The organism is Paraburkholderia sp. D1E, from assembly GCF_052682275.1.
Genome location: NZ_JBQYMB010000001.1, coordinates 7,543,981 through 7,568,361, shown reverse-complemented (window position 1 = coordinate 7,568,361; position 24,381 = coordinate 7,543,981). Strand labels below are relative to the sequence as shown.

Sequence of the window (24,381 nt, the reverse complement as noted above, 5' to 3'; positions counted from 1 at the left end):
ATTGACCGCCGTTCATCTCAAACCGCCAGTTGAATCCAGTCCGGGGCAAGCGCCAGGCGGTTGCGTTCCCCGGATTTCAGGAGGCAAGCATGAATACCCATCGCCAGCGAGCCATTGGCTGGCTCATCGCAGTAGCGGTCCCGCTCGTCATGCTGGGTTGCGGCGGCAGCGTCCACACTGCGCCGCCCGCCGATCCCACCGTCGTCGCGACCCAGCAAGGACAGGTCAAGGGAGTCGTCGTCAACGGCGTGCGCGAGTTTCTCGGTTTGCGGTATGCAGCGCCGCCCACCGGCGCGCTGCGTTGGAAACCGCCCGTTGCTGCCCCGGCCTACGCGACCAGTGTGTACGACGCATCGCACGTCGGCTCGGCATGTTTGCAGGGCACGGCGACGGCCCCCACCGGAAGTGAGGACTGTCTCTTCATCAACGTTTATGTGCCGGGTACTACCGCAAGCATAACGAAGTTACCCGTGCTGTTCTGGATTCACGGTGGTGGCTTCATTGTTGGTTCCGGCGTCGCAACTGACGGCAGCGCGCTAGCCCTGAAGGCGAACGCGATTGTGGTGACAATCAACTACCGTCTCAATGCGCTTGGCTTTCTGGCTCACCCAGCGCTTGCGGCGGAAGATCCCAACGGCGCCACCGGCGATTACGGCATCATGGATCAGACCGCTGCACTCGCGTGGCTCCAGAAGAATGTCGCCGCGTTCGGTGGCGATCCCGCGAATGTGACGATCTTCGGCGATTCGGCGGGCGGCCATTCGGTGTACGTGCAACTGGCTTCGCCGGGTTCAGCGGGTTTGTTTGCGAAGGCCGTTGCACAGAGCGGCGGCTTCAGCCGGCAACAGGAGACCTTGCAGCAGGCTGAGACGGACGGTGTCGGCTATGCCAAAACGTGGGGCTGCACAGATCCGGCGAGTACCGCGTGTTTGCGCAATCTGCCCGCGGCCGCGTTGTTGCAGGGCAATCCGTCGGCATGGTACGCAACGATCGACGGCAAGGTACTGCCGAGTTCGACGAGCGCCGCATTCGCCAGTGGCCAGTACAACCGGGTGCCGGTGATATCGGGCTTCACCGAAGATGAAGGGACATATTTCGTCGCCGCGGCCTTCGACGCACAGGGCAATCCCGTCACCGCTTCGGGTTACCAAACGGCGATCCAGAACTTCCTCGGCGTTCCCGGCGCAGCTACTGCTGCGCTTTATCCGGCGAGCCAGTTTTCGTCGCCGAGTCAGGCACTGGCCAAAGTCGCCGGTGACTACCTGTTCACCTGCGGCGAAATGCAGGACGCCGACAACCTCGCGAAGTATTCGCCCGCGGTATACATGTATCGCTTTTCCGATCCGGCGCCATACCGCGTCAACAGCCTGATTTCATTCCTGCCGCCGACCACCATGAACTATGGCGCCTTCCATTCGTCGGATCTCGACTATTGGTGGCAACTGATCCCGAGCCCGACGGCGAACCAGTCCACCCTATCCACGGCGATGACGACGGCGCTGGCAGGTTTCGCCCATTCCGGTAATCCGAATTCCGGCAGTTCGGTGGCGAACTGGCCGCTGTACACCTCGGCGACCCGTCAAACGCTCGACTTCGGTTACCCGATCTCGAACACCTACGATGCGTACACTGCGCATCAGTGCAGCTACTGGTATGGCGAGGCGCCGTCGCACGGCTTATGACGGCTATACCGGCCGATACCCGACCTTCCAGGACGGCAGGAAGGCGCGCTGCTCGCGCCACACGGATACACCGCGGGCAGCGCAAACCCTGATTACGGTTTGAACCATTCTCCGAAAACCAATCCACAAAAGCTTGTTTGCGATTCCGTATCCAGGTCGCTAGATTCATTCGTATAGCAATGGATCGACGGAGGCCGTATGGCCACACTTTCAGCGACGCTTATCTGGGGCGGACTTTGGCATCCGGTGCGAAGCCTGCAGAAGCAGTTGTCAAAACGCGCGCCCGTCTCGTCCGAGCAATCCTCAGACGAGACGGCTGCCGCTACCTACACCGCCCAATCGCCCGAGCAGCTCGAACGCATTGCCACTTACGCGCGCTGCGGCTATTTCCATATGGAATACACCGCTGGCATGTTTGTCGTGCCGCTCAAGATCCCGCCGGAATAATCGGCGGATCGGCGGTGGCGCGGCAAATCCGCGGCGAGCCGGCATAGCAGGTCAACTGCAAGCCGGAGCGACCGAACCGATGCTTCTTTAGAAATCACAATTAATTGGTTCGGCTTCGGCCGGCTCTCTTTCATAGTGTCTCCTGATGGCTATAGGCGGTTGCATTCGCAGATGGCTTTGACCAGCGCGTAGTGAATCGCGCGATATCGAAGGAGACGTCATGACGCTTGAACTCGCAGAACGACCCACCCACGCGCTGCTTGAAGCTGCCCGTTCGGCCGCCACAGAAGCCGGTCTGCCGTACGCCGGCGGCCTGCCGCCGCAGGATGCGTGGGCGCTCGTCAAGGCCGGCAACGCCGTGCTGGTGGATGTACGCACTGCTGAAGAACGCAAATTCGTCGGACTCGTGCCGGACAGTCTGCATGTCGCGTGGGCAACCGGTACGAGCCTGACGCGCAATCCGCGTTTCGTGCGTGAACTGGAAGCGAAGACCGGCAAGGACGCGGTCGTGCTGCTGCTATGCCGCAGCGGCAACCGCTCGGCGCTGGCCGCCGAGGCCGCGGCGAAAGCCGGCTTCACGCAGGTATTCAATGTTCTGGAAGGTTTTGAAGGGGAGCTGGACGGCGCGCAACGGCGCGGCGCCAGCAATGGCTGGCGTTTTCATGGACTGCCGTGGATTCAGGACTGACAGCCTGATCGTCAACGCTGCACTTTACGGGGAGTAACCGCTGTGGCTGTGTTTGATGTCGATGAGATTGTTCACGCGCTTCAGACGGTCCGCCAGCAATGGCGCGAAGTGCAGAAACGCTCGCTCGAGCCGGGCGGGCGCGAATTACCGGGGCGCGAAGCGCTCTCGGAGGTCATCGACACGCTGAAAGGCGTGCTTTTTCCGATGCGGCTCGGACCGCCCGATCTGCGTCAGGAAAGTGAAAACTTCTATGTTGGGCACGCGCTCGACGCCGCGCTGCATGCACTGCTAAGCCAGGCGCGTCTGGAGCTTCACTACCGCAGCCGTCACCAACCGCCGCCCGCCGCCACGATCGAGGCTCAGGCCGGCATCGCGGTACGTGCTTTCGCGGCGCGGCTGCCGGCAATTCGCACCTTGCTCGACAGCGACGTATTGGCCGCGTTTCACGGCGACCCTGCGGCGGGCAGTGTGGATGAAGTCTTGCTGTGCTACCCGGGCGTGCTGGCGATGATCCACCATCGGCTTGCGCATGAGCTTTATGGGCTGGGGTTGCCGTTGCTGGCGCGAATCATCGCCGAGCTCGCGCATGCGCAAACCGGTATCGACCTTCACCCTGGGGCACGGATCGGCGCGGGGTTTTTCATCGATCATGGAACGGGCGTGGTGATCGGTGAAACGGCCATTATCGGCGAACGCGTCCGGGTCTATCAGGCCGTTACGCTGGGCGCGAAGCGTTTTCCGCGCGACGCGCAGGGGCATCTGGAAAAGGGTCATGCCCGTCATCCGATCGTCGAGGACGACGTCGTGATTTACGCGGGCGCCACGATTCTTGGGCGCGTCACGCTCGGGCAGGGTTCGGTGATCGGCGGCAATGTGTGGCTTACGCAGGATGTCGCGCCAGGTTCGCATGTGACGCAGGCCGTGTCACGCAACGAAGGCACCGGCGCCGCTGCGCTCCGCGATCGCACGCCGCGTGAGTCTGCCGCCGCGGAGCCCGCCGTCGCCGGAGCGGCCCGATGAGCGTGCTCGTCAGAGACTTCGGCGCCGCGGTGCGGCGCTTTCGTGCGGCGTCCGGCTGGTCTCAGGAGCAATTAGCCGAGTACGCCGGCCTCAACCGCTCTTATGTTGGCGAGATCGAGCGCGGTTCTGCTATCGCGTCGATTGTCACGCTCGACAAGCTTGCCCGTGCTTTCAACGTGCCGGTTGAACGCTTGCTCAACCATTCGCCCGGCGACCTGGGCATCGCCACGCTCGCGCATTCCGCTCTCGTCGATCCGGCGTCCGTCGGTTAGACCGCCCCGTTGCCGTCTATAGCATGTTGAACGGCCGGGGGCACCTTCCGATAATCACTTTCGTTCATAAGCTTTCCTGTTTTTCTTCTATCAAACCCGGAGCTTCAGATGACAGCAACAGTGGGCGGCCTGACGGCGCTCGGCGATACCGCAGCACGGCAACTAGCCAATGCCACCAAAACCGTTCCGCAACTCGCGACGATTACGCCCCGGTGGCTTACCCATCTGCTGCAATGGCTGCCGGTCGAGGCGGGCATCTATCGTCTGAACCAGGTGAAGAATCCCGAAGCCGTGAAGGCGGCGTGTACCGCGCGCGAAGATGAAAGCATTTTGCCGCGCACCTTCGTGCCCTACGAAGAGCAACCGCGCGAGTACTTCCTGAATGCGGTCAGCACGGTGCTCGACGTGCACACGCGGATCTCGGATCTGTACAGCAGCCCGCACGATCAGATCAAGGAACAATTGCGGCTCACGATCGAAACGATCAAGGAGCTGCAGGAAAGCCAATTGATCAACAACCCGGACTACGGCCTGCTCGCGAATGTGGCTGAAGAGCAGCGCGTGTTTCCGCTGACCGGCGCACCGACGCCCGACGATCTCGACGAATTGCTGACCAAGGTATGGAAAGAGCCGGCGTTTTTCCTGACGCATCCGCTCGCGATCGCCGCCTTCGGTCGTGAATGTACGCGCCGTGGTGTGCCGCCGCCGACCGTCAGCCTGTTCGGCTCGCAGTTCCTGACGTGGCGTGGCGTTCCGCTGATTCCGTCGGACAAGGTGCCGGTTGCCGATGGCAAGACCAAGATTCTGCTGCTGCGCGTAGGCGACAAGCGCCAGGGCGTGGTCGGCCTGTTCCAGCCGGGCGTGGCCGGCGAGCAGGGTCCGGGTCTGTCGGTCCGCTTCATGGGCATCAACAATCATGCGATCGCGTCGTACCTGATCTCGCTCTATTGCTCGCTCGCGGTGCATTCGCCGGACGCGCTGGCAGTTCTCGATGACGTGGAGATCGGCAAGTACCATGACTACCCAGACACCTACAAGTAAGCCCATGGATAGCGTTCTGCCGCACGATGTGCCGACCGGTCCGCCCGCGGGTTTGCCTGATCCGGCGACGTTAGCGTCGCTGGCCAATGCATTTTTTTCCGCGCTGCCGGGTCACACGCCACAGGCGGGCAGCACGCCTGGCTCGGCCGCCACGTTGCCGCTCACGGCACCTGTACTCAACGAGATCAGCAACCCGGCACCGGCGGGTTCGCCGCTCGCGGGTCCGGGTGGCGCGGGTACCGGTGTGCCTGGCGCAGCCTTGCCGCAGGGACATGTGCCCGGCGGCAACCTGCTGCCGTCGGCGCCTACGCACGTGCTGTCGCTGGGGAATCGGGCACCTGCGCTTGCGCCCCATGCTGCGGCACAGAACGGCTTGCCCGATAGCATAGTGACTGTTGCGCCGGCGCTCGATCCGCGCTTTGGCGGAGCCGCGCTTGGCGTGCCTGAGGGGCAGGGCGCACAGCGTCCGTCTGGGGGCGGCGCATCGCCAGCGTCGCCAGTGTCACCGGCATCCACGGCGCCTTACTATTTCCTGGGCGAAACGGGACATGCTCGGACATCCAACGTGGCATCGTCGGATATCGTGGTGCCAGGATGGAACGACGTGAGCGCGCAATCGCTCGGTCTGCCAGGTGTCGATGAACCGCTTGCGGAGCAACGTTTCCCATATGACCGCCCGAGCACCTCGCAAGCGGTGCCGGGCACGACGCAGGCAGAACGCGGCAGTGGCTCGCATTATTTTCTGAATCTGAATGAGGTGTCGCGCTTTCCTGGGCAGACGCCCAGTGCGACGGATAGCGTGCCGCATGCCGGGCTGTCAGCCCATCCGCCATTCGATGTCAATGCGATTCGCCGCGACTTTCCGATTCTGCGGGAGCGCGTCAACGGCCGTCAGCTGGTGTGGTTCGACAATGCCGCGACCACGCACAAACCGCAGGCGGTCATCGACCGGCTGGCGTATTTCTACGCGCATGAGAACTCGAACATTCATCGGGCTGCCCATGCGCTGGCCGGCCGCGCTACCGATGCGTACGAAGCCGCACGCAGCAAGGTGCAGCGCTTCATCGGCGCGGCGTCGCCGGAAGAAATCATCTTCGTTCGCGGTACCACCGAGGCGATCAACCTGATCGCGAAGACGTGGGGCGTGAAGCATGTCGGCGAAGGTGACGAGATCATCGTCTCGCACCTGGAGCATCACGCGAACATCGTGCCGTGGCAGCAGCTTGCCGCGCAAACCGGCGCTACGTTGCGCGTGATTCCGGTCGACGACAACGGCCAGGTATTGCTCGATGAATACAGGCGGCTTCTCAATGACCGGACGAAGATCGTGTCGGTCACGCAGGTGTCGAACGCGCTAGGAACGGTGGTGCCGGTCAAGGAAATCATCGAACTGGCGCATCGCGCAGGAGCGAAGGCACTCGTCGACGGCGCGCAATCCGTGTCGCACATGCGTGTGGACGTACAGGCGCTCGATGCTGATTTCTTCGTGTTCTCAGGCCATAAAGTGTTCGGCCCCACCGGCATCGGCGTGGTCTACGGAAAGCGCGCGATTCTCGACGATATGCCGCCCTGGCAGGGTGGCGGCAACATGATTGCGGACGTCACGTTCGAGCGCACCGTGTTCCAGCCGCCACCCAATCGCTTCGAAGCCGGCACGGGCAATATCGCCGATGCCGTGGGTCTCGGTGCGGCGATCGATTACGTTCAACGGGTGGGCATCGAGAATATCGCGCGCTATGAACACGATCTGCTGGCTTATGCGACGAGCGTGCTGCAGCCGGTGCCCGGCGTGCGGCTGATCGGCACGGCGCGGGACAAAGCCAGTGTGTTGTCTTTCGTGTTGAAGGGCTACGAGACCGAGGAAGTGGGACAGGCGCTGAACGAAGAGGGCATCGCCGTGCGCTCGGGGCATCATTGTGCGCAGCCGATCTTGCGTCGCTTTGGCGTCGAAGCCACGGTGAGGCCGTCACTCGCGTTCTACAACACCTGCGATGAAGTCGATGCGCTGGTGTCGGTGGTGCGGCGGCTGTCTTCACGACGCTGACGATAAGCGGCGGCCGACTGCGGCCGCCGCTTTCCTATACCTGGGTTCAGGCAATACCCGCCAGATAATCCCACGGATAGATCCCCTGCGCGTGTCCATCGCTGAACACGATCTGTACACCGTAGCCCATCGGCTGCACGTCGACAATCGCGACGCACGGTTCGATTCGCGCCGCGCGGCCTGAATGCGTCAAGCGGCGGCATGTCGAGCAAGGGCAACGTTCCCTTAGCGTCGCGTTGTCGATCCATTGCGTGTGTCCGCTATTCCACGTCAGGGATAATCGTCCGCTCGCCGCGTGAACGGTGATGTGTTCGGGCGCGTTCATCATGGCGTTTTTTCAATTTGCGTCAAGGCTATGCGCGCGGCCTTGCGTACTTCTGGATCAGCATCGGTCGCGGCTGTGTGCAGGGCAGGCAATGACGCTGTGTCGCCCAGTTCGCCAAGCGACAATGCCGCTTCCTTGCGCAAGTTGCTGATCGCATGCGTGAGCAGCGCGGCGACCGCCGTGCTCGCGGTCGCGTCGCCGAGTTTGCCTAAGGCGCGGACCGCCTGCAAACGGACTTGCCAGTAATCGTCATCAAGTGCCGCGATCAGTGGATCCTGCGCGCCTTGCACGCGTAGTTTGCCGAGCGTGGCCGCCGCTTCTTCACGGACCTGCCACGCGGCGTCGCGTAACGCGCTCAACAATGCGACGACGGTTTCTTCCGTCGTCGCTGCTCCAATGCCCAGCGCGCCGATTGCCGCGCGCCGTACGGCGGCGTTGGGATCGTGTGCGGCGATGGCAGTAAGCGGGCCCACTGCGCGCTCGCTCTTCAACCAGCCGAGCACACTCACGGCTTCGAGTCGCACGACGTCTTCGCTTGCCGTCAGCGCGGTCAGCGCGGGTTCCAGTGCGCCCGCGTAGCGTAATTCGCGCAGACCACGCAGCGCAGCCTGGCGCACAAACGGATCGCAATGCGTGGTCCACGGTGCGAGCAGCGGTCCCGAATCCGGACTTTTCAGACTGGACAGGCTCTGCGCGGCCGCGTCGCGGACATTTTTCGCAGGATCCGCCAGGGCTTCGCACAGCGCCTCCACCGCGTCGGCGCGCTCCCACGCACCGAGTATCTCGGCGGCCTGAGCGCGAACGTCGGATGACGCGTCGGCGCGCAAGGCGGCGACAATCGGTCCGAGTACGGCTTCGTCTTCAAGGTCGGCGAGCGCGAGGAGGGCGATGCGGCGCACGGCGGCATCCACGGACGCCAGGCGCGGCAGGATCTCGGCGGCTTCCGGGTCGAGTGAATTGGGGTCGAACGTAAGCGGAAGCGAAATATCGGTCATGAGGTGAATGGTGTCTGGATTGAAACAGATGCGTTCGATGCACAGGTCAAGAACGTCAAGCACGCAAAGCGTTTTATGCCGCTGCCGCCGCGCGCAGCAGTGCAAGGCAGTGGCGCTTGATCTCGATGAATTGCGCCTCGGTCGTGGTCTCGTCGTCGCGAGGGCGCTCGAATGTGATGCGCAGATCAGCGACGATACGCGCGGGCCGCTGCGACAGCACCAGGATGCGGTCGGCGAGAAACAGCGCTTCGTCGATATCGTGCGTGACGAACAGCACCGTGGTGCGGATTTGCGTCCACACGTCGAGCAGCAACGTTTGCATCATGCGGCGCGTTTGCGCGTCGAGCGCGCCGAACGGTTCGTCCATCAACAGCACGCGTGGCCGGTTGATCAGCGCGCGCGCGATTTCCACGCGCTGCTGCATGCCGCCTGACAACTGCGCCGGATAGCGTGCGCCGAAGCCGTTCAATCCGACCAGATCGAGCAGTTCGCCGGCTTGCCGACGTCGCTCGTCGGCGGCGAGGCCCTTCATCTTCAGGCCGAACGCGACGTTGTCGATCACGCGTTTCCACGGAAAGAGCGTGTGCTGTTGAAACACGAGGCCGCGCTCCGGATGCGGGCGCATGACCCGCTCACCGTCGACGACAATCTCGCCCGCGCTGGCTGCCACGTGGCCGGCGAGCGCTGCCAGCAGCGTGGATTTTCCGCATCCCGACGGTCCCAGTACACAGACGAACTCGCCCGGTTCAACGGAGAAGTCCAACTGGTCGAGTGCAGTGAACCGCTGCTCGCGCACGCCGACTTCGACACTCAGCGCACGCACGTCGATGCGGCCCGACGGTTTCGATTGCAATTCGGTGCTCATCGCTGCGACGCCTCCATCCGGTACCACGGTATCAGCGCCAGCCCGGCTCGCCGCACCAGCACGCTGCTGCCCATCCCCAACGCGCCGATCAGCAGCATGCCGACGACGATGTCCGCATAATTCTGCAAGGTGTACGACTCCCATGTGAAATAGCCGATGCCGTATTGACCAGCGATCATCTCGGCGGTGACGAGACAGAACCACGCGGTACCCATGCCGATCGACAAACCCGTGACGATGGCAGGCGCCGCGCCCGGCAGGATCACCTCGCTAAACAATGCACCGCCACGCGTGCCGAGCGAGCGCGCGGTGGCGACAAGCCGCGGATCGACACCTTCCACGCCGTGGATCGTATTGAGCAGAATCGGAAATAACGCGCCGATGAACGTGATGAACATCATGCTCATCTCCGACGAAGGAAACATCAGGATGGCAAGCGGGATCCACGCAACTGCGGGAATCGGCCGCAACACTTCGAGCGGAGGCAGGACCGCGTCTTCGAATGCCCGATAGCGCCCGATGGCGAGTCCCAGGCCGATACCCACAACGCTCGCCGCGGCAAAGCCCACCAGCACGCGCATGAGGCTGGAAAAAAGGTGCATCGGCAGTTTGGGTGAGTGGAGCAGGGCCCAGGCCGCGGGCACGACGTCGCTCGGTGCCGGCACGTTCGCGAACGTCACCACCCCGAATGAGACATGATGCTCGGCGAGCATTTGCCAGATACCGACGCACGCCAGAACCGATACGAGTCTGGTCAGCACGCGTGCGAGACGTGCTGGATTCCAGATGCGCTGGATGGTGGCGGTGCGCCGGATGCTGGCGCTTTCCGTGGCTTCGAGAATGGCTGACATCGGGGACTCCCGTGATTGATGAACGCCGCTGGATGATCCGTTAGCGCGCGGCAACGGCTTGCGTTGCGTCGGTCTTCGCGGCGGCGAAATCCACGACGTTGCCGTCCACCTGTTTCGCGTAGCTATCGGCGCTTTCTTTCAGCAGGAATGCGCTGATGCTGCCCTTGGCGTCCTTCACGTACCACGCCTGATTGGCGAACAGTTTCAGTCCGCTCGAACGATCCTGGACATACACGACGCGTGCCTTCTTGCCGCTTTGCTCGAGCGTATTGAGTGCGGCGAACGCTTCCTGGGTCGAGGCATAGTTGCGTACCTTGCCTTCACCGTCGACCCAGATTTGCGTCGCGCTGCGGAAATCGGTGATGCGTTTGCCCGTTTGCGCATCATTGGCGACGAGCGGTTGTTTCGCGTAATTCCTGAGCGCGGCGTCGTAGTTCAGACCGGATAGCCTGAACGCTTCGCGGATATAGCGATCGTCGATGAACGTGTTGGCATCCAGATCGACGTCGGTCTTCTTCAGCAGTTTGAGCGTGCTGATGGCCGTGACGGTCGCCTGCCGGTATTCAGGCTTCCATGTCAGATCGCGCGTCTGCAGACCGAGTGGGCCGTGGAACAGGTAATTGACTTCGGCGTCGATGCCGGTCACCTTCTGAATCAGCTGGCTGTATTTCTCGGGGTCTTGCGCAAACAACTGGTTCGCCTCGATCACCGCGCGCAAATACGCCACCACCACTTCCGGATAGCGCTTTGCATAGTCCGCATCCACAAGCGTGCCGTGGAAGGTGGGTGCGTGAGTTTGCGCACCGTCGTAAATCTTGCGCGCAAAGCCGCGGAAGGGGAAAAGCTCCGCGAACGGCACAAAGTCGGCGTGCGCGTCGACTTTGTGCGCTTTCAACGCGCTACCCGCCACTTCGGGCGACTGCGTGATGATGTTCACGTCGGTGTCGGGATTCCAGCCTTGAGCTTTGATTGCCCGCAGCAACATACCGTGCGCCGCCGAAGCGAAGGGTACCGAGATCGTTTTGCCTTTCAGGTCGGCGATCGAACGAATCGATGAATCGCCCGGCACCACGATGCCGTTGCCGCTACCGTCGATACTGCCCGAGAGAACCGTGATAAATACGCTCTTCTTGCCGGCCTTCTGGAAGGCCACACCGTTCAACGAGGCGGGAAACTCCGCCATCGATCCGAAGTCGAGTTTGCCCGCCACCATTTCGTTGGTCATCGGCGCACCGGACGTGAAATCTTTCCACTGCACGTCGTATTTGACGTCCTTGTATTTGCCGTCATGCGGCAGATATTTATCGAGCAGATTCAACTCGCGGATCAGCAGGCCACCGGTTGCGCAATTGATCGTCGTGTCCTGAGTGCCGATTGCGATGCGGATCGTCTCAGCATGCGCCGGGATGGCTGTGAATGAAAACAGGCCGCTCGCGAAGAGCGTTGCGGCAAGCAAACGACGGATCGTCATGAGTTAAACCCCGATTGATAGGGAAGCAGCGCTTTAGTCTGGATGGCTCGCCACTAGCGCAGCAGATAAGGAATGTCGACCCTGACCGCATCGGTCGGGCAATCTTTCTCGCACGGCATGCAGTACCAGCATTCGTCGAACTTCATGTAGGCCTTGCCCTTGGTCAGGTCGATCGCAAGCAGGTCGAGCGGGCATACATCCACGCAGACCGTGCAGCCCTTGTCGGCGATGCATTTGTCTTCGTCGATCGTGACGGGCGCTGCGCTGCGCTGAAAAATGTTGTGCGGTGTCGTAGACATGGTGACTCCGTGACTCCTTAAGCGTCGGCGAGCGAGGGCTCGCCGATCCGCAGGTTCTGATAGGCCTGACTGTCGCGGTTGTCGAGTGGCACCACGTACGGTTGAACGGCACGCTTTTCGCTGACCATGCGGCCCGCTGTGTCTTTCTTCAGATGCGTGTGGCAAAACCACTCCGCGTCGTTGCGTTGCGGGAAATCGACACGATGGTGGTACAGGCCCCAACGGCTCTCCGTGCGATACAGCGACGCGTGCGCCGCCATTTCGGCGCAGTCGCGAATCGCCCGCACTTCCGCGGCGCGCATCAGTTCGTGCGGATTGTCGGCTTTGATCTGGTCGATATCCGCGGCGATCTCCGCGAAACGTTGCAGGCCGATTTCCATTTTCCGCGTGACCTTCGGCGGTTGAAGATAGTCATTCACCATCCGGCGCAGCTTGTATTCGACTTGCGCCGGTGCAAGCCCCGTCTTCCGTTCAAGCGGTGCATAGATCCGTACCCGCTCAGCTTCCACCTGCTCGTTATCGAGTGCTGCATGCTCGCGGCCCTCGATGCATTGCGCCGCGTTCTGACCCGCGAACCAGCCATAGGTAAACGCGCCAAGCATGTAGTTGTGCGGCACCGCAGCCATGTCGCCGGCCGAGTAAAGACCGGCAACGGTGGTCTCCGCACGCTCGTTGACGTAGACCCCGGACGCACTGTGGCCACTGCAAAACCCGATCTCCGAGATGTGCATTTCGATCATCTGCTGCCGGTAATCCGTGCCGCGCCCCGCATGAAACCGTCCGCGGCTCGGGCGCTCGTTCGTGTGCAGAATCTGTTCGATGGTCTGAATGGTTTCTTCGGCAAGGTGGTCGAGCTTCAGAAACACCGGGCCGTTGCCGCTTTGGAGTTCCTGATAGAACTCCCACATCATCTGGCCGCTCCAGTAATCGCATTCGATGAAGCGTTCGCCCTTGCCGTTCGCGGTGAAGCCGCCGAGCGGGCCGGTCACGTAGGCACATGCGGGGCCGTTGTAGTCCTTGATCAGTGGATTGATCTGGAAGCATTCGAGGTTCGCTAGCGCGGCGCCTGCGTGATAGGCCATCGCGTAGCCATCGCCGGCGTTGGTCGGGTTCTCGTAGGTTCCCATCAGATATCCCGAGGAGGGCAATCCGAGCCGGCCCGCCGCTCCGCAGCAGAGAATCACCGCCTTGGCGCGCACCACGTAAAAATCCGCCGTACGGCAATCGAAGCCCAGTACGCCGCAGGCGCGCCCTTGCGTATCCGTCAGAACGCGTGTGACGACAATGCGATTGGTGATCGCAATGCGTGCGCGTTTGAGTTGCCGATAGAGCACTTTCTTGATGTCGTGGCCTTCCGGCATCGGCAACACATATGAGCCCATGTGATGCACTTTCTTGACCGCATAGTCGCCCGTGCCGTCTTTTTCGAACTTCACACCCCAGCGGTCGAGTTCTTCAATGGTCTTGAAGCTGTGTTGAGCGTAGGCGTAGACGGCTGCCTGATCGACAATGCCGTCGTTGGCAATGGTGATTTCCCTGGTGTACTGCTCGGGCGTCGCATGGCCGGGAATGATGGCGTTATTCAAACCATCCATGCCCATCGAAATCGCGCCGCTGCGTTTGACGTTGGCCTTTTCCAGCAGCAGGACCTTCAGGTTCGGATTCTGTTCCTTTGCCTTGACGGCAGCCATTGGACCGGCGGTGCCACCACCCACGACGACCAGGTCGTACTCGATCACGTGCGTATTCATTTCGTCTTCCTTGTGGTCTTCTTCTCTTTCTGACGGTCGATGCGAAAACGGTACTGGAATGCGTCGCCGCGGAAATAGAGGTATTCGTAATCGATCGGCGTGCCGTCCGCGCTATGCGTCAGACGTTCGATGCGAAGCACCGGACTGCCTTCTTCAACGTTCAGTGCTTCGACGATTTCATCGTCGGCGAGAATCGCGTCGATGGAGACGTCGGCGTGGCCGAGCGGCACCGCGCAATCGTTCTCGAGAATGAGAAAGATGTCGCGCGTGACGAGGTCCGCGCTGGCGAGGCGTTTGCCTAATGCTTCCGGAACCCACGTGATTTCGAGCGACACAGGTTCGCGATTCAGCAGGCGCACACGATGGATTTCGGCGACTTTCGCGCCTTCGGGCAGCTTGAGACGATCAGCGATGTGCGCGGTGGCCGGAATGAAGTGAATGTGCTTGAGCTGATTGACGATTTCATATCCCATCGACGACATCGCTTCGGCGAAGCCTTGCAACGCGCTGACGTTCTGGAAGGCTTTCGGCTTGGAGACGAAAGTACCCTTGCCGTGAAGTTTGAAAACGAGACCTTCCTTTTGCAGATCGCCGAGCGCTTGCCGAACGGTGATGCGGCTGACGTTGAACATCGCGCAGAGGTCGTTTTCAGACGGCATCTGGGAATGGGCCGCATACGTGCCATTGAGAATACGTGAGCGCAACGCCGTCTTTATCTGCTCGTAGAGCGGCGGCGCAGACAGGGGAAGCACGTTGGCGGAGTCGGGTTTCAGCATGATTTGGGGTTTTCTGTACTTGTTATGACAAGTTGAATCACAGTCTAGTGATGGAGCCTTGACGCGCGAACGAAGATTTTGTGCTTTGCTTTTCTGCGGGAGAGCTTTCGGCGTTCCTGTTAGCGTCGGCGCCCCGGTGCATCGGGTTTGGCAGGTGGATACAGCGAGTGGGCGGTGGCAAGCAACGTCGGCGAAGGACGATTAAACTGCTTTGACCTTTGCGATGGAGCCTCGCCACATGTCACGTCAGCTTCGCCTCGGCGCTTTCATGCGTCCTACGACGATTCATACCGGCGCATGGCGCTATCCCGGTGCATGGCCCGATGCCAACTTCAATTTCGGGCATCTGAAGCGCTTCGCGCAGACGCTCGAGCGTGGCCGCTTCGACGCGTTCTTCATGGCTGACCACCTTGCGGTGCTCAACATGCCGCTCGATGCGCTCAAGCATAGCCACACGGTGACGTCGTTCGAACCGCTGACCCTGCTGCCCGCGCTGGCCGCGGTCACTGAGAGGCTGGGGCTCATCGCAACCGCGTCCACCACGTTCGACGCGCCTTATCACGTGGCCAGGCGTTTTGCCTCGCTCGACCACATCAGCGGCGGCCGCGCGGGATGGAATCTCGTGACGACGTCCAATCCCGATGCCGCGCTCAATTTTGGTCTCGACGAGCATGTCGAACACGACGAGCGATACCGGCGTGCCCGCGAGTTCTTCGATGTGGTCACCGGCCTCTGGGACAGTTGGGCCGACGATGCGTTTATCCGCGATATCGAAAGCGGCACGTTCTTCGATCCGCAGAAACTGCATGTGCTGAACTACAGGAGCGAGAACTTCTCCGTGCGCGGCCCGTTGAACATCGCACGCCCCGTTCAGGGATGGCCCGTCATTGTGCAGGCCGGCTCGTCGGAAGCCGGACGCCAGATTGCGGCCGAAACTGCGGAGGTGGTGTTCACCGCGCAAAGCCTGCTGGCTGACGGCAAGCGTTTCTATGCCGATGTGAAAGGCCGTATGGAAAAGATCGGCCGTCAACGCGATCACATGAAGATACTTCCGGCCGCCTTCGTCGTCGTCGGCGATACGCTGGAACAGGCACTGGAAACACGGGCGCGGCTCGACACATTCGTTCACTACGAGAGTGGAATCGCTTCGTTGTCGATTGCGTTGGGGCACGACGTGTCCGGTTTCGATCCGGACGGCCCACTGCCCGAAATCCCCGAGACCAATGCGAGCCGGACAGCGCGGCAAAGGGTAGTCGAATGGGCGCAGCGCGACAGGCTGACGATTCGCCAGCTCGCTCAGCGTATTGGCGGATACTCGGGACTCGAAATGGTGGGCACGGCGAAGATGATCGCGGATCAGATGGAGCAATGGTTGGTGGAAGAGGGTTCGGACGGGTTCAACGTGATGTTCCCGTATTTGCCCGGCGGTCTCGACGACTTCGTTGACAAGGTCATTCCCGAGTTGCAGAAGCGAGGCTTGTTCCGACGCGAATACGAAGGGGTGACGCTGCGTGAGAATCTGGGATTGCCACGGCCTGAGAACCGTTTTTTTCCTGTGTGAGATAACCGAACCGGAAATCGGCTTATAAATCGGCTTATTTCACGGTGCGTTCGATAGGTAGCGCAAACCCGGGTACCGGGTTTGCAGCCGGGACGAGCAAAGCGCCTACGCTACGCGGTTCCAGCCGCTTCCCTTTGACGCAACGCGCGCCTGTCGAGGCTCATAAGGTTATGAGCTTTGCTTGGTTGCCGCGCGCCACGCAGCGCGCTAACGTCGACCCGTTTAGCACCCGGCCCACTCAATCCGTTCAACTGGCCGATCGACGCAGTGCGGGCTCTACCCGTCAATTCTCCATCGCGAACTTCCATGAGCAAACGTAGCGGGCACCTGCGCCTCGGCGCTTTTCTCTATCCGTCCGGACACCACATTGCGGCGTGGCGGCATCCCGCGGCCCAGGCGGACGCCGGCGTTAACTTCCGCCACTATGTCCGGCTCGCGCAAGCGGCCGAGGCCGCGAAATTCGATCTGATTTTTCTCGCCGACGGTGTGGGTACCCGTGGCGACAACGTCGACTTTCTCAGCCGCACGGCGCACAGCTACGTGGCGCAGTTCGAGCCGATTACGTTGCTTTCAGCGCTCGCGGCGGTGACTGAGCGCATTGGCCTGGTCGGTACGGCCTCGACGAGCTTCAACGAGCCGTATCACATTGCCCGAAAATTCGCGTCGCTCGATCACATTAGCGGGGGGCGTGCCGGTTGGAATCTGGTCACCTCGTCGAGCGAGCACGAAGCGAAGAACTTCAACCGCGACAGGCATTTCGATCACGCCGAGCGCTATGCGCGTGCCGCCGAGTTCGCGGAAGTCGCAGAGGGTCTCTGGGACAGTTGGGAGGACGACGCATTCGTTCGCAACAAGGCCGAAGGGCGTTTCTTCGACCCCGTCAAACGGCATGTGCTGAATCACAAGGGGCGTTTCTTTCAGGTCAAGGGGCCGCTGAACGTTGCCCGTTCCCCGCAGGGGCATCCGGTCGTCGTGCAGGCCGGGTCGTCCGAAGCCGGCCGGGACCTCGCTGCCAGGACGGCCGAGGTGATTTTTACCGCGCAGCAAACGCTGCAGGATGCCGTGGACTTTTATGCGGACGTGAAGGGACGCATGCAGGCTTATGGCCGTGATCCGGACGATCTGAAGATCATGCCCGGCGTGTTCCCGATTGTCGGCCGAACCGAAAGCGAGGCGAGGGAGAAGTTCGAGCAGTTGCAGTCGCTCGTCGATCCGAAGGTTGGGCTTGCACTGGTATCCGGACTGACCGGTGGGTTCGATCTCTCGGACTATCCGCTCGACGGACCGATCCCGGAACTGCCGGAGACGAATGCGAGCAAGAGCCGGCAGGTGTTGACGCTCGAACTGGCTCGCCGCGAGAACCTCACGATCCGCCAGCTGTATTTGCGGGTTGCGGGCGCGCGCGGCCATTGGCAACTCGTCGGTACCGCAGCCCAGATCGTCGATCAACTCGAAGAGCGCTTCGTCAATCATGGCGCTGACGGTTTCAACGTGATGCCACCGGTACTGCCGGACGGTTTAACCGATTTCGTCGAACTGGTGGTGCCTGAGCTGCGGCGACGCGGACTATTCCGCGAGGACTATGAAGGCCGCACGTTGCGCGAGAACCTGGGATTGCGGCGGCCTGTACACAGGCTCCATGCGCAGCCTTGACGCACATGTCGCCCGATGAATTTCTGCTGCTGAAGATTTACGATTCGACGGGCGACGGAATCGCGTGTCTATCGCCCCATACGGCATTCGACGATCCCACTTCGCCGGCCGAGGCACCGCCGCGCCGAAGCATTGAACTGCGCGCGCTGTTGTTCTTTTGAGCGACAGGTTGCGCCGGCAGGCCGGCAGCGTGTGCGTCTGCTGCAGCATCGCAGAATATGCTATATCGAAAGCGTGATTTCTTGTTTGGTTGTGACACGGCGTTTCGTTAGCATGCGGCGTTTGGGACATTGCCCTGCCTTTCGAGTCGACGCATCGTTTAACCGTCGTCGAGCGAAGTGCAGGCAACGCTAGCCCAGTGCGATTCCACAGCTCTCACGCCTTTGACATGCCAAGCCCTCATGCACCCAGCGTCGGCCAGCAGGCCGCCGGCATTACACGACGGCTGGCCGTCGCGATCACGCAGGCGTCGCCTTCCCAGGACGCCGGCGCGATTGCTGCAGCCAGACGCGGCATTCTCGATTTCCTCGCTGCCGCTTTTGCCGGTGCGAGCGACAGCGGCTATCGAAAACTCCTGACGGTAAGCGCCAATGACTCGCGAGGTGAAGCAGCGGTGATCGGCAGCGCCGCTCGTGTGTCGGCGCAGCAGGCTGCCTTGCTCAACGGTTACGCCGGGCACGCGCTCGACTACGACGACGTGCACAGCAGCGTAAGAGGCCATCCCACTACGGTATTGCTGCCCGCGCTGTTCGCGCTGGCACAAACACGCGGCAGCAGCGCGCTTGACTTGCTCGACGCCTACGTCGTAGGGGTGGAAACGATGGCGCGCCTCGGTCTCGCGCTCGGCAGCCGGCATTACGAGCAGGGATTTCATAATACCGCGACGTTGGGCGCGCTTGGCGCGGCCGCCGCTGCGTCTTATCTGCTGAAGCTCGATGCCGCGGCCGTTGAGAACGCGCTGGGTCTCGCCGCCACGCAGTCCGCCGGCTTACGCCTGCAGTTCGGCAGCGAAGCGAAACCCCTGCATGCGGGGCTCGCCGCGCGTGCAGGTCTGTTCGCCGCTGAACTCGCGGCGGCGGGATTGCAGGGCTCATCGGAGGCATTGGACGGACCCATCGGTTTTTTTGCCGTGTTCAGCGGCGGCGCCGCACAACCCGAACGCGTGCTCGAAGCTTGGGGCGCGCCCTGGCAAATCGCGGTTCCGGGCCTGTACTTCAAGCCGTGGGCATGCTGTACCGCGACGCACTACGCCGTGCATGCCGCGTTGACATTGCGCGACACGCACCGTCTCGCGCCCGATGACATCGGCGAAGTGACGGTAACGTTTCCGCCCGGCGGCGACACGCCACTGTCCAGAGCGTTACCTTCGACCGGCCTTGAAGCACGTTTCAGCGTTGCCTACGCGGTCGCGGCCGCGTTGACGGATGGTTCGCCGGGCCTCGCCACCTTTGCCGATGTACCCGTGCGTGACGATCTGATCGCGCTCGCGCGACGCGTGGCGAGCCGCCACGATGAAACTGCGGCGCGCGCCTCGACCGATCCCGCTACCCGTTTCTCGACGGTGGAGATCGTATTGCGTAACGGCACGGTGCTGAGCCATAAGACCGATCGCCTCTACAGCGCAGAAGATCTGCACGCGAAGTTCGCGGACGCCACCGGCCACGACGAACGCTTCGCTTTCATCCCGACGCATATCGACACGATGCAGAGCACACCCGATCTCGCTTCACTTTTCAATGTCTTCGCACAGATCCACGTATGAGCACGAATAACAGCAGCACCCGCAGGCAGATGCGTCTCGGGCTCTTCATTCAGGGCGCGGGGCACCACGTCGCAGGCTGGCGGCATCCTGATGCGCAGGCGGGCAGCGAGAATCTGGCGCTGATGCAACGCGTCACGCAGACCGCCGAGCGCGCGAAGTTCGACATGGTTTTTCTCGCCGACGGCCTCACGAGCGGCCCCGATGCGCATCCGTCGATGGCAATGCGGCTCGAACCGCTGTGCCTGCTGTCGGCGCTCGCCATGGGCACGCGCCACATCGGCCTCGCTGCTACCGCGTCGACCACGTATAGCGAGCCATATCACGTCGCGCGCGCGTTTGCTTCGCTGGATCATCTGAGCAGCGGGCGTGCGGCCTGGAACGTCGTGACGACTTCGTACGATCGTACGGCCGCGAACTTTACGCGCGGCAATCACCCGGATCACGCGCTGCGCTATGAAATGGCGGGCGAATTCGTCGATGTCGTCAAGGGGCTGTGGGATAGCTGGGATGACGACGCGGTGCTCAAGGACAAAGCGCGCGGCCTCTACTTCGATCCCGCCAAGGTTCATACGCTGGACCACAAGGGTCAGTTTTTCTCCGTCAAAGGCCCATTGAATGCGTCGCGCCCGCCACAAGGGCATCCGGTGGTGATTCAGGCAGGTTCGTCCGGGCCGGGGCAGGACCTGGCCGCGCGCACGGCGGAGGTAGTGTTCACTGCGCAGCAGACGATAGAAGAAGCGCAGGTCTTCTATCGCGATCTGAAAGGCCGCCTGCCGAAATTTGGCCGTGAAGGCGAGCAACTGCATGTGATGCCGGGCGTGTTTCCTGTGATCGGTAGAACGGAACAGGAAGCGAAAGACAAGTACGCGCAATTGCAGGAGTGGACCGATACGTCCGGCGCATTGTCACTGTTATCCGACCGGCTCGGGCATGACGTGTCGAAGTATCCGCTCGATGGTCCGTTGCCGGAGCTACCTGAATCCGATCAGCTGAAAAGTCGCGCCAAACTGCTGACCGATCTCGCACGCCGCGAGAATCTGACCTTGCGCGAACTGTATTACCTGGTGGCCGGCGCGCGTGGGCACCGCATTGTATGGGGCACACCTACGCAGGTGGCGGACGCGCTCGAGGAGTGGTTCACCGGCGAAGCGGCCGACGGCTTCAATATCATGCCGCCATATTTCCCCGGCGGCCTCGACGACTTTGTCGAACTCGTCGTGCCGGAATTGCAGCGGCGTGGGTTATTCCGCACCGAATATAGCGGGACCACGTTGCGCGATCATCTCGGTTTGCAGCGGCCCGTGAGCCGGTATGCGGGGCAGTGACGCACGGAAAGTAAAGCACGGAAAGTAAAACGCGGCGTCTGCAGGGCAGACGCCGCGTCGTTCAGGTTTGTATCGCCCGATGCGTCGTACTAGCCGGCCTAGATCGCGAAGTGGCGCAGATCCAGTTGTAGCGGCGCGCGGGGCGGCGCAGCGCGTGCAGCCTCCGGCGCAGACTGGGTATGCGCCAGAAACTCGCGTGTACGCGGACTGACCGGCGCGCGGAACAGCGCGTTAGCTAGGCCGTGTTCGACAATCACGCCGGCCTCGGTGAAATACACCGTGTCGCTGACTTCTTCGGCAAAGCGCATCTCGTGCGTGACGAGCACGCAGGTCATGCCGTCTTTCACCAGATCGCGGATCACGGTTAGCACTTCGCCTACGGTCTCCGGGTCGAGAGCCGAGGTCACCTCGTCGAAGAGGATGAGATCCGGTTGCATCGCGAGGGCGCGTGCGATCGCCACGCGCTGTTGTTGACCGCCCGACAGTTCCCCCGGGTAGGCATGGGCCTTGTCTGCGAGGCGCACTTTCTTCAGCAGATCGTAAGCGGTGCGGGTGGCGCCGGCTTTGTCACGCCCCAGAATGCGCACTGGCGCGACAACCAGATTGTCCAATACGCTCAGATGCGGAAACAGGTTGTATTGCTGGAATACGAAACCGACGCGCTTGCGCAATTCGATCTCATCGCGTTCCGAGACAAGCCGGTCGACACGGATTCCGTCGACTTCGATCTCACCATGCTGTGGACGCAACAATCCGGTCATGCAGCGCAGAATCGTCGACTTGCCCGACCCGGACGGTCCGATGATCGACACGGCCTGTCCGCGGAACACCTCGAGGTCGATACCCTTGAGCACCGGCGTCGAGCCGAATGAAAGATGCACGTCGCGCAACCGGACCAGTGGGCGCACGGCTGCCGTAGCGGCGGCAGGGGCGAGCGAGACATCAGCTGAAAGCATAGCGTTTCTCAAGAAGACGGGTGAAGCGCGCGATCGGGTAGCAGTATGCGAAGAACAACCCGAGCACCGTGAAATAGACGACGACTGTGAAATCCGCACGCGCCACGGTATTGCTCGCAACCTGCGCGGTGTCCAGCAGATCGTGTACGCCCACCAGCGATGCGAGCGCGGTCGCCATCGTGATGCTGGCGTAAAGATTCATCCATGGCGGCAGCATCCGCTTCACGCATTGCGGCAGGATGATCCAACGGAACACCTGGGTTCGGCTGAAGGCAAGTGAACGCGCGGCGTCCCACTGCGCATGAGGGATCGACTGGATCGCGCCGCGGAAGATCTCGGCGAAGTTGGCGCTGGCAGGCAGCGCGAGGCCGAGCGTGACCTTGAACCAGTCGGGAAATGGCACGATGTGTTGGCCGAGCGCGATTTCGAATGGGAACACGTAGGTCGAAAAGTAGATCAGCACGAGCAATGGTGCATTTCGAAACATCTGCACATAGCTGCGGGTAATCAGACGAACACCCCGGACCGGCGACAGCAGCAAGGGGCCGAGCGCGAGACCGGCGAGTGTGCCGAGCGCGATGGCTAGCAGGCTGATTTCGATGTTGACCCACAGAGACTTGCCGAGCGCCGGCGCCCACGTGATGAGTGCGGCGAGCGCTGGATAGCGTGGACCGTGAGCGATTTCGTGTTCGGCGAGAGCCAGCAGGGCGGCGAGGCCAACCACGCTGGCAAGCGCGAAGATGGAACGGTACCGCCCGTCCCGCACGGGCACGGTGATGGATTCAGTGGCCATAACCGGGCATCCTCAGACGGACTTCAAGCCAGCGCCCCGCGCGATTGACCGCAAAGGTCAGCAGGCCGAAGAACAGCAGGATCAGGATCATTAATTCGAGCACGTTGTCGCGCTGCGTCCAGATCATGATCGACGCGTACGTGACGTCGCCGACGGCGATTGCCGAGGCGACCGTCGTCATCTTCACCAGATCGACCATGTTGTTGACGAGCGCGGGCAGGGCAAAGCGCAGCGCGAGCGGCAACTGCACGCCCAAAAGCCGCTGGCGTCGGCTGAAACCGAGCGACTGCGCCGCTTCGAGCGTGGCGCGCGGCACCGCTTCAATGCCGGCGCGCAGTGCTTCGGCATGAAACGCTCCCTTATGCAGCGAAATCACGATCGCGCTCCAGATAAACGGCGTCAGCGGATTGCCGCCCAGATTACGCAGTGCCTCGCTGATCAGCATATTGATTACCAGAAAGGCACAGAAAAGCTGCACGAGCGTCGGTGTATTGCGTGTGATTTCGACGAACACGCGAGCGGGGCGCGCGAGCGCCGGACGCGGCGAAGTGAGCAGCGCCGCTAGCGCAATGCCGGCGACAAGGCTGCCAAGTATCGTGACAAGCGACAGTTCGAGCGTGACCAGCATGCCGTGCAGGAACGACGCCAGTTCGTCGGGGGCGAGTACGAAACTGTAGTTCAACCCGATCTTGCCGATCGCAGCCACCACTGCCGCAGCGGCGTGCATGAGCGCTTCAGTCGACGCGCTCATGCACCTTGCGCCTTGTACTTCGCATGCAGATCGAGCACGGCTTGCGAGGGCTGCATCCCGTTCTTGCGCTCAGTGTCGATCAGCCAGCCGCTGCGATGCCAGTCCTGCACGATTTTTTCGAGTGCGCTTTGCGTGTCCGTTTCGCCCTTGCGAACCCAGATCACAGACGGCGACGGAATCAGCTCGTTCGATACCGGGATGGTGTAGTCCTTCCAGTCCGGATTGCGTGCGACCAGCAGGCGCAGGGTAGGCGCGACGTGGACCGCGGCGACGCAGTTATTGCCACGCAGCGCGAGCAACGACTCCGGCTGGCCGCGAAATGCTTTCACCTGTGCGCCGTATTCTTCGGCGAGCGGCTTCGTATAGTTGCTGCCTTGCGAGACGCAGACGGGCTTGCCGCGCACATCGTTCCACGTCTTGATGCCACTGTCCTTGCGGGTGATGAGAGCGCCGCCGATTTCCTCGAAGGGCGTGGGCGGGTAGGAGAAGATCTCCGCGCGTTCCTTCGTGACTTCCATGTTGGCGATCAGGGCGTCGACCTTGCCTTGTTGCAGGAACTGCACACGGTTCGACGGCTGGACCGGCGTCAGCTCTACATCGACACCGAGGCGCTTCGCGACGTCGTTCGCGAGATCGATATTAAAGCCGAGCGGTTTCTGGGTGGCCGGGTCCAGCGAACCGAACGGCGGCCCTGACAGGATCACACCAATGACAATCTTGTGCCGCTGATGAATCCGGTCGAGCGTCGTGTCGGCGTGGGCGGCACTGGTGCCCATTGCTGCAAGAAGCATCACGGCGCGCAATGTGCGGAATGCGGCGCGCTGGAGGGTGGGGCGGGTCGGTCGGCTGAACATGGAAGGATAGGCTGAATACGGGATCGCCTATTCTCGGCATGTGTGGCGCCGGAAAGAACCAAGGATTTTTCATACCGTTATCTGATTCGCGCATTTATGCAGACGCGAGCGTCGCTTGAGCATTGAAATCGACGAAATAGCGGATTTACCGACCAAGGCATTGATTGCGCTGTGAGCGTAATTGGGAATGAAGCGCCGC

Annotated in this window: 23 protein-coding genes and 1 pseudogene; 12 read left to right on the top strand and 12 right to left on the bottom strand. The window is 61.9% G+C overall.

The genetic code is table 11. The features are described 5' to 3' along the window. Positions 1-89 precede the first annotated feature (89 nt). The 7 genes from ACUN0E_RS33985 (at position 90) to ACUN0E_RS33955 (ending at position 7,194) form a co-directional block, all read left to right on the top strand. A complete protein-coding gene (locus ACUN0E_RS33985) occupies positions 90-1,682 on the top strand; it encodes a carboxylesterase/lipase family protein (protein WP_445569359.1) in 1,593 nt (530 codons plus the stop codon). Positions 1,683-1,880: 198 nt separating this feature from the next. Then, the gene (locus tag ACUN0E_RS33980; RefSeq protein WP_445569358.1) at positions 1,881-2,129 is read left to right on the top strand and encodes a hypothetical protein; all 249 of its coding nucleotides are present in this window, start codon (positions 1,881-1,883) and stop codon (positions 2,127-2,129) included. Positions 2,130-2,349: 220 nt separating this feature from the next. Further along, positions 2,350-2,817, top strand: coding sequence for a rhodanese-like domain-containing protein (locus ACUN0E_RS33975; RefSeq protein WP_445569357.1), 468 nt, complete (start codon positions 2,350-2,352; stop codon positions 2,815-2,817). Positions 2,818-2,859: 42 nt separating this feature from the next. Further along, on the top strand, positions 2,860-3,837 hold the full coding sequence (gene epsC / locus ACUN0E_RS33970; protein ID WP_408232984.1) for a serine O-acetyltransferase EpsC: 978 nt from the start codon (positions 2,860-2,862) through the stop codon (positions 3,835-3,837). Further along, positions 3,834-4,109 carry a helix-turn-helix domain-containing protein gene (locus ACUN0E_RS33965; RefSeq protein WP_408232981.1) on the top strand — a complete coding sequence of 92 codons (276 nt, stop codon included), beginning with the start codon at positions 3,834-3,836 and terminating at the stop codon, positions 4,107-4,109. Before epsC ends, ACUN0E_RS33965 begins: the two co-directional genes overlap by 4 nt. Before the next feature lie 108 nt (positions 4,110-4,217). Then, entirely contained in the window at positions 4,218-5,150 is a 933-nt protein-coding gene (locus ACUN0E_RS33960) for a family 2A encapsulin nanocompartment shell protein (protein ID WP_154560115.1), read from the top strand. Then, positions 5,125-7,194: a family 2A encapsulin nanocompartment cargo protein cysteine desulfurase gene (locus ACUN0E_RS33955; protein WP_445569356.1), complete on the top strand. Its 2,070-nt coding sequence runs from the start codon at positions 5,125-5,127 to the stop codon at positions 7,192-7,194. Before ACUN0E_RS33960 ends, ACUN0E_RS33955 begins: the two co-directional genes overlap by 26 nt. A 46-nt stretch (positions 7,195-7,240) precedes the next feature. Here the strand turns inward: ACUN0E_RS33955 and ACUN0E_RS33950 are convergent, their stop codons facing one another. The 8 genes from ACUN0E_RS33950 to ACUN0E_RS33915 all read right to left on the bottom strand — a co-directional run bounded on the left by ACUN0E_RS33950 (position 7,241) and on the right by ACUN0E_RS33915 (position 14,527). Continuing rightward, a complete protein-coding gene (locus ACUN0E_RS33950) occupies positions 7,241-7,522 on the bottom strand; it encodes a DUF971 domain-containing protein (RefSeq protein ID WP_445569355.1) in 282 nt (93 codons plus the stop codon). Then, positions 7,519-8,514, bottom strand: coding sequence for a HEAT repeat domain-containing protein (locus ACUN0E_RS33945; RefSeq protein WP_445569354.1), 996 nt, complete (start codon positions 8,512-8,514; stop codon positions 7,519-7,521). The genes ACUN0E_RS33950 and ACUN0E_RS33945 overlap by 4 nt, the downstream gene beginning before the upstream one ends. 73 nt (positions 8,515-8,587) lie before the next feature. Further along, a complete protein-coding gene (locus ACUN0E_RS33940; protein WP_445569353.1) occupies positions 8,588-9,379 on the bottom strand; it encodes an ABC transporter ATP-binding protein in 792 nt (263 codons plus the stop codon). Then, positions 9,376-10,230 carry an ABC transporter permease gene (locus ACUN0E_RS33935; protein WP_445569352.1) on the bottom strand — a complete coding sequence of 285 codons (855 nt, stop codon included), beginning with the start codon at positions 10,228-10,230 and terminating at the stop codon, positions 9,376-9,378. The genes ACUN0E_RS33940 and ACUN0E_RS33935 overlap by 4 nt, the downstream gene beginning before the upstream one ends. Positions 10,231-10,270: 40 nt before the next feature. Next, positions 10,271-11,701: an ABC transporter substrate-binding protein gene (locus ACUN0E_RS33930; RefSeq protein WP_445569351.1), complete on the bottom strand. Its 1,431-nt coding sequence runs from the start codon at positions 11,699-11,701 to the stop codon at positions 10,271-10,273. 53 nt (positions 11,702-11,754) lie between these two features. Further along, positions 11,755-12,000: a 4Fe-4S dicluster domain-containing protein gene (locus ACUN0E_RS33925; protein ID WP_030102639.1), complete on the bottom strand. Its 246-nt coding sequence runs from the start codon at positions 11,998-12,000 to the stop codon at positions 11,755-11,757. Between the two features lie 17 nt (positions 12,001-12,017). Then, positions 12,018-13,751, bottom strand: a complete 1,734-nt coding sequence (locus ACUN0E_RS33920) for a fumarate reductase/succinate dehydrogenase flavoprotein subunit (protein WP_445569350.1) — start codon at positions 13,749-13,751, stop codon at positions 12,018-12,020. Then, a complete protein-coding gene (locus ACUN0E_RS33915) occupies positions 13,748-14,527 on the bottom strand; it encodes a GntR family transcriptional regulator (protein ID WP_445569349.1) in 780 nt (259 codons plus the stop codon). The genes ACUN0E_RS33920 and ACUN0E_RS33915 overlap by 4 nt, the downstream gene beginning before the upstream one ends. A gap of 238 nt (positions 14,528-14,765) precedes the next feature. Here ACUN0E_RS33915 and ACUN0E_RS33910 point away from each other — a divergent pair, with 238 nt between their 5' ends. The 5 genes and pseudogenes from ACUN0E_RS33910 to ACUN0E_RS33890 all read left to right on the top strand — a co-directional run bounded on the left by ACUN0E_RS33910 (position 14,766) and on the right by ACUN0E_RS33890 (position 20,828). Continuing rightward, positions 14,766-16,088, top strand: a complete 1,323-nt coding sequence (locus tag ACUN0E_RS33910; RefSeq protein WP_408232957.1) for an LLM class flavin-dependent oxidoreductase — start codon at positions 14,766-14,768, stop codon at positions 16,086-16,088. Between the two features lie 306 nt (positions 16,089-16,394). Then, positions 16,395-17,741: an LLM class flavin-dependent oxidoreductase gene (locus tag ACUN0E_RS33905; protein WP_445569348.1), complete on the top strand. Its 1,347-nt coding sequence runs from the start codon at positions 16,395-16,397 to the stop codon at positions 17,739-17,741. Between the two features lie 14 nt (positions 17,742-17,755). Then, positions 17,756-17,902 (top strand): annotated as a pseudogene (locus tag ACUN0E_RS33900) (CmcJ/NvfI family oxidoreductase); the annotation flags it as partial. A 227-nt stretch (positions 17,903-18,129) separates the two neighbouring features. Further along, positions 18,130-19,503 (top strand): MmgE/PrpD family protein, encoded by a 1,374-nt coding sequence (locus ACUN0E_RS33895; protein WP_445569347.1) that lies wholly within the window; start codon positions 18,130-18,132, stop codon positions 19,501-19,503. Beyond that, the gene (locus ACUN0E_RS33890; protein WP_408232948.1) at positions 19,500-20,828 is read left to right on the top strand and encodes an LLM class flavin-dependent oxidoreductase; all 1,329 of its coding nucleotides are present in this window, start codon (positions 19,500-19,502) and stop codon (positions 20,826-20,828) included. Before ACUN0E_RS33895 ends, ACUN0E_RS33890 begins: the two co-directional genes overlap by 4 nt. Positions 20,829-20,926: 98 nt before the next feature. On the opposite strand, the gene ACUN0E_RS33885 is transcribed toward ACUN0E_RS33890, so the two are convergent. From ACUN0E_RS33885 to ACUN0E_RS33870, 4 genes are read right to left on the bottom strand one after another with little or no spacing between them, the layout of a single operon-like run. Continuing rightward, a complete protein-coding gene (locus tag ACUN0E_RS33885; protein ID WP_445569346.1) occupies positions 20,927-21,784 on the bottom strand; it encodes an amino acid ABC transporter ATP-binding protein in 858 nt (285 codons plus the stop codon). Then, entirely contained in the window at positions 21,771-22,577 is an 807-nt protein-coding gene (locus tag ACUN0E_RS33880) for an amino acid ABC transporter permease (protein ID WP_408232942.1), read from the bottom strand. Before ACUN0E_RS33880 ends, ACUN0E_RS33885 begins: the two co-directional genes overlap by 14 nt. Beyond that, a complete protein-coding gene (locus ACUN0E_RS33875) occupies positions 22,567-23,328 on the bottom strand; it encodes an amino acid ABC transporter permease (RefSeq protein WP_408232939.1) in 762 nt (253 codons plus the stop codon). Before ACUN0E_RS33875 ends, ACUN0E_RS33880 begins: the two co-directional genes overlap by 11 nt. Then, positions 23,325-24,182, bottom strand: a complete 858-nt coding sequence (locus tag ACUN0E_RS33870) for a transporter substrate-binding domain-containing protein (protein ID WP_408232936.1) — start codon at positions 24,180-24,182, stop codon at positions 23,325-23,327. The genes ACUN0E_RS33875 and ACUN0E_RS33870 overlap by 4 nt, the downstream gene beginning before the upstream one ends. Positions 24,183-24,381 lie beyond the last annotated feature (199 nt).

What these genes read in the sequence shown, in the direction of transcription:
- ACUN0E_RS33960 (WP_154560115.1), top strand. Translation starts at nt 4,218, where the DNA reads ATGACAGCAACAGTGGGCGGCCTGACGGCGCTCGGCGATACCGCAGCA.
- ACUN0E_RS33890 (WP_408232948.1), top strand. Translation starts at nt 19,500, where the DNA reads ATGAGCACGAATAACAGCAGCACCCGCAGGCAGATGCGTCTCGGGCTC.
- ACUN0E_RS33940 (WP_445569353.1), bottom strand. Translation starts at nt 9,379, where the DNA reads ATGAGCACCGAATTGCAATCGAAACCGTCGGGCCGCATCGACGTGCGT.
- ACUN0E_RS33930 (WP_445569351.1), bottom strand. Translation starts at nt 11,701, where the DNA reads ATGACGATCCGTCGTTTGCTTGCCGCAACGCTCTTCGCGAGCGGCCTG.
- ACUN0E_RS33875 (WP_408232939.1), bottom strand. Translation starts at nt 23,328, where the DNA reads ATGAGCGCGTCGACTGAAGCGCTCATGCACGCCGCTGCGGCAGTGGTG.
- ACUN0E_RS33955 (WP_445569356.1), top strand. Translation starts at nt 5,125, where the DNA reads ATGACTACCCAGACACCTACAAGTAAGCCCATGGATAGCGTTCTGCCG.
- ACUN0E_RS33975 (WP_445569357.1), top strand. Translation starts at nt 2,350, where the DNA reads ATGACGCTTGAACTCGCAGAACGACCCACCCACGCGCTGCTTGAAGCT.
- ACUN0E_RS33870 (WP_408232936.1), bottom strand. Translation starts at nt 24,182, where the DNA reads ATGTTCAGCCGACCGACCCGCCCCACCCTCCAGCGCGCCGCATTCCGC.
- ACUN0E_RS33935 (WP_445569352.1), bottom strand. Translation starts at nt 10,230, where the DNA reads ATGTCAGCCATTCTCGAAGCCACGGAAAGCGCCAGCATCCGGCGCACC.
- ACUN0E_RS33905 (WP_445569348.1), top strand. Translation starts at nt 16,395, where the DNA reads ATGAGCAAACGTAGCGGGCACCTGCGCCTCGGCGCTTTTCTCTATCCG.
- ACUN0E_RS33920 (WP_445569350.1), bottom strand. Translation starts at nt 13,751, where the DNA reads ATGAATACGCACGTGATCGAGTACGACCTGGTCGTCGTGGGTGGTGGC.
- ACUN0E_RS33895 (WP_445569347.1), top strand. Translation starts at nt 18,130, where the DNA reads ATGCCAAGCCCTCATGCACCCAGCGTCGGCCAGCAGGCCGCCGGCATT.
- ACUN0E_RS33885 (WP_445569346.1), bottom strand. Translation starts at nt 21,784, where the DNA reads ATGCTTTCAGCTGATGTCTCGCTCGCCCCTGCCGCCGCTACGGCAGCC.
- ACUN0E_RS33910 (WP_408232957.1), top strand. Translation starts at nt 14,766, where the DNA reads ATGTCACGTCAGCTTCGCCTCGGCGCTTTCATGCGTCCTACGACGATT.
- ACUN0E_RS33880 (WP_408232942.1), bottom strand. Translation starts at nt 22,577, where the DNA reads ATGGCCACTGAATCCATCACCGTGCCCGTGCGGGACGGGCGGTACCGT.
- ACUN0E_RS33925 (WP_030102639.1), bottom strand. Translation starts at nt 12,000, where the DNA reads ATGTCTACGACACCGCACAACATTTTTCAGCGCAGCGCAGCGCCCGTC.
- ACUN0E_RS33945 (WP_445569354.1), bottom strand. Translation starts at nt 8,514, where the DNA reads ATGACCGATATTTCGCTTCCGCTTACGTTCGACCCCAATTCACTCGAC.
- ACUN0E_RS33950 (WP_445569355.1), bottom strand. Translation starts at nt 7,522, where the DNA reads ATGATGAACGCGCCCGAACACATCACCGTTCACGCGGCGAGCGGACGA.
- ACUN0E_RS33985 (WP_445569359.1), top strand. Translation starts at nt 90, where the DNA reads ATGAATACCCATCGCCAGCGAGCCATTGGCTGGCTCATCGCAGTAGCG.
- ACUN0E_RS33980 (WP_445569358.1), top strand. Translation starts at nt 1,881, where the DNA reads ATGGCCACACTTTCAGCGACGCTTATCTGGGGCGGACTTTGGCATCCG.
- ACUN0E_RS33965 (WP_408232981.1), top strand. Translation starts at nt 3,834, where the DNA reads ATGAGCGTGCTCGTCAGAGACTTCGGCGCCGCGGTGCGGCGCTTTCGT.
- ACUN0E_RS33915 (WP_445569349.1), bottom strand. Translation starts at nt 14,527, where the DNA reads ATGCTGAAACCCGACTCCGCCAACGTGCTTCCCCTGTCTGCGCCGCCG.